This window comes from Acidiplasma aeolicum (assembly GCF_001402945.1).
Lineage (GTDB): Archaea > Thermoplasmatota > Thermoplasmata > Thermoplasmatales > Thermoplasmataceae > Acidiplasma > Acidiplasma aeolicum.
The window spans coordinates 1-3,778 of record NZ_LKBG01000042.1 but is presented as its reverse complement, the minus strand read 5'-3'; the positions used below and the strand labels follow the sequence as shown (position 1 = coordinate 3,778).

General features: G+C 35.1%; 3 protein-coding genes. 1 reads left to right on the top strand and 2 read right to left on the bottom strand.

Annotation, left to right across the window (positions count from 1 at the left end; genetic code table 11):
* The coding region (locus tag AOG54_RS01545; RefSeq protein WP_236692431.1) for an ATP-binding protein at positions 1-788 on the top strand (788 nt) is incomplete at its 5' end.
* 90 nt (positions 789-878) lie between these two features.
* Here the strand turns inward: AOG54_RS01545 and AOG54_RS01540 are convergent.
* On the bottom strand, positions 879-2,315 hold the full coding sequence (locus AOG54_RS01540; RefSeq protein ID WP_055032318.1) for an MFS transporter: 1,437 nt from the start codon (positions 2,313-2,315) through the stop codon (positions 879-881).
* Between the two features lie 123 nt (positions 2,316-2,438).
* Entirely contained in the window at positions 2,439-3,317 is an 879-nt protein-coding gene (locus AOG54_RS01535) for a pirin family protein (protein ID WP_054964141.1), read from the bottom strand.
* Positions 3,318-3,778: the final 461 nt, after the last annotated feature.

The window sequence follows — 3,778 nt, the reverse complement described above, 5'->3', positions numbered from 1 at the left end:
CCAAAAAAATTCTTAAATCCCTCCATGAATACTATGAAATGGCATTTATCATAGACCCCCTAAATGAGTATGATGATGGCCTTATTATTAACTCATCCAGCGGTGAATACTTAAATTTCAGTGTTGATAACTATGAGGAAAAATCCATACTTGCACTGTTTATAAGCACAATATTAAGGGATGTAAAATATCTTGATATATTAAATACACTAAATAATATAAAACCCGGAAATGATATTAAAAAAATCTTAACCGACATTAATAAATATTATTCAGGAAGTAACCATTCATCATCATTAAATTATTACATTAACAATTACATTAAAATTCCTGTGAATGCAAATAATAAAAGAATAATATTTAGGTACTCCCTTGATAGGGAGGATTTAAAAATGCTTAATTTTATTTTTATACTTGCACAGATAAATAATATGGCAAGGTCATATAATGGACATAAGCTTGTTGTAATAGATGAAAGCCACCTGCTTCTTGGCAATCCAGAAACGGCTGAAACCATAGACAATTTTATACGAAATTCCAGGCATTATGGGACATCCATTATAAATATAACACAGAATATAGATGATTTTTTTATGAATATCAGATCACATTCAATTTTTAAGAATTCAAGCCATGTATTTTTATTCCGGCAGAAGGAGTCAAAAAATTTGAATAAAATCCTAAACATAGAAATTAAAACTGAAAACCTGCCCGGAGGTACCGGTTTGGGATATTCTGAATGCTATTATTATGGAAACGACACCTTATACCGCTTAAGGATCATTTAGTTTCGCATGAAAAACATGATTTATGTTAATGATTTTTTAAACAAATATTTATGCAGGTATTTAAAAAAGATGTTATTTCAATGTAATATTTTATGCTGTTTCTTCAACAGTTTTATTACTGCCATGTAACACGGTTATATATGAGAAAATGCATCCAAGTACCAGTATAATGAAGGAGACAATTAATGCTGAGTGGAGACCGGTAATAAACTTTGCAGATAGCCCACCGTTGAGCCTGCCAATGCCCAGAAAAACCTCAAAGGTAACATCTCTTGGTACTGTGGCGGCTGCAACAGTTATTGCAATAACATAGCTTAACAATGTGCCAATGCTTGATAGTGTTCTTAAAAGACCAGAAATTGAACCATAAAATTCCCTTGGTGTGTTTGACATAACCGCACTTGTATTTGATGGCCAGAACATTGATCCCCCAAAGCCAGTAACAAGGGAACCTGCTATAACTATATAAATTGGTGAGGATACACCAAGGAACAGGTATATTATTATACCCACGGCCATCATGGCAATGCCTGTGCCTGAAAGAATACCCGGGGGAATTCTGTCGGATAGCCTTCCCATTCTTGGTGCCAGAACGCTTGATAATAAATATCCGGGAACCAGTATAAGCGATGCATAAAATGGTGAGAAGCCCCTGACACCCTGAAGATACATTATTAATATAAAAAGAACGGCCAAAAATCCTATGGCCTGAAAGGTTGCGGCCATTAATGAATATGAAAGTTTTTTTATCCTAAATACTTTTAGCTGCATCAATGGATTTTTGGACCTTGCCTCTACCGCTATGAATGGTGCTATAAGTAATATGCCTGCCAAAACCAGTATAATATTAACTGTGTTTACACCAACGGATGCGATCTCAACAGAACCATATGATATTAGAGATAGAATAGAAACAAGTATAATAACACCGGGCACATCTATTTTTGTGCTTATTTTTTTATTGTCTTTTATGTATTTTGCGGCAATTAACCATCCAATTATGCCAATTGGAACATTAATATAAAATATATATCTCCAGCCTATAAACGTTGTTATGACCCCGCCAAGGACAATCCCCAGAACTCCGCCTATATTCCAGCCCATGCTTGTTATTCCGAAAGCCCTGCCGCGGGTACCCTTTGTAAAGTAATCGGCAATAATTGCATTGCTGTTTGCCTGAAGAAGAACGGCGCCAAAACCCTGTATTACCCTTGATGAAATTAAAAATGTGACATTGGGTGCCGCACCGGCCATACCAGAGCCTAGTATAAATATGAGAAATCCAATGTTGTATATTCTTCCCCTGCCATAAATATCGCCAATTTTACCAAGCTGTGTTGTAAATGCTGCAAGCACCAGAAGATAAATTAATATGACCCATATCGTTGAAAGAAACGGTGCCTTCAAATCAACCGTCATTGTTGGCAGTGCAAGCAGGACTATTGTGGTATCTACTGCGGACATCAGTGTGCCTATAAAAACACTTATTAGTACATATGTTTTTATTTTCTCACCATTTGATTCCATAATTATTCCACTTCACGCAGTCGGGTCACTGCAGCGGGATTTTTAAATCCCAAAATTACTTATCATAATAAATTATTTATTTATAAAATTTTTGTCAAAAAGTTATTTATGAAATTGATTTAATTAGTCTATTACTGGATGTTTTTCCCTTACAAACTTATTATTATTTATATCGTTTATGGCCTCCTCAATCTGTTCACGTGTGTTCATGACAATCGGGCCATACCAGTAAACAGGTTCATTTAATGGCCTGCCAGACATTAATAAAATTTCAGATGAAACATCCGCATAAACATCTATCTCATCACCTGAAAGTGAAAATGATACTGCATTGCCTGCCATGAATGTATTTCCAGAAATTTTAATGCTGCCGCTTATAATATATATAATAACGCGGTAATTCTCAGCCGATATGTATTTTATCTGTGCCTCAGGATCCATGGATATATGGAAATATGATATGTCTTGAGTTCCACCAGAATAAATACCCTGAACTTTCATGTATTTGCCGGCAATAACCCTAACACGTATGCCGTCTCCTGAAATTTCAGGGATTTCATTTGATTTTAGGGATCTGTATACAGGAGTTGACATCTTCTGTGATGCCGGCAGGTTTATCCAAAGCTGAAATCCTGCAAGCTCTGTATCCAGAATCTTTCCCGCATTATCCTCCATATATTTTGGCATTTCCTCATGGAAGATGCCGCTCCCGGCTGTCATCCACTGAACATCACCAGGATATATTGTTCCGGAGTTGTCCTCACTGTCCCGGTGATATACCTTACCCTTAAGTGCATAGGTAACGGTTTCTATTCCACGGTGTGGGTGCCATGGAAAACCAGCAAGGTAATCATCAGGATTTTTTGAACCAAATGCATCAAGAAGCAGGAATGGATCGGTTAATTTTACTGTTTGCTGTGACCCGAATATGCGCCTTAATTTAACGCCTGCACCATCCCGGGTTTCCATACCCTCAAACATATATTCAGCAATTTTGTACATGTTATTAACATATTTTCATTATTTTAATACTTTTTCTATACGAATTTATATCAAATAAATATTTGTATATCTTCAACATTGATTATTTAAAAGAATTTTTGATATTGGTGTCTCAACTTTTAATAACTGGCAATTTTAATTATTCTCCTGGCCTTTTGCACCCCTTATACTTGGAGTTGCCTAGATGTTATACCACTGTTAAAACTTCAATAATTGCATCTCATCGTACATTTTTTACATTGCATATTGTTCTTAATTAATTATCCAAACAAGCATGGAAAATGTTATTTGTATTTAACATCTGGGTGAATAAATATATGAATATCCTTCATTATCCCAATGCCAGTTATTATGTTCATTTTCAATCTACTATCAATAATTCTAGGTTACAATTTCTTCATAAATACTGTATACATAATGTTTGTTCTAAAAATAATTAATTTGATCTTGTTTCAGGAATC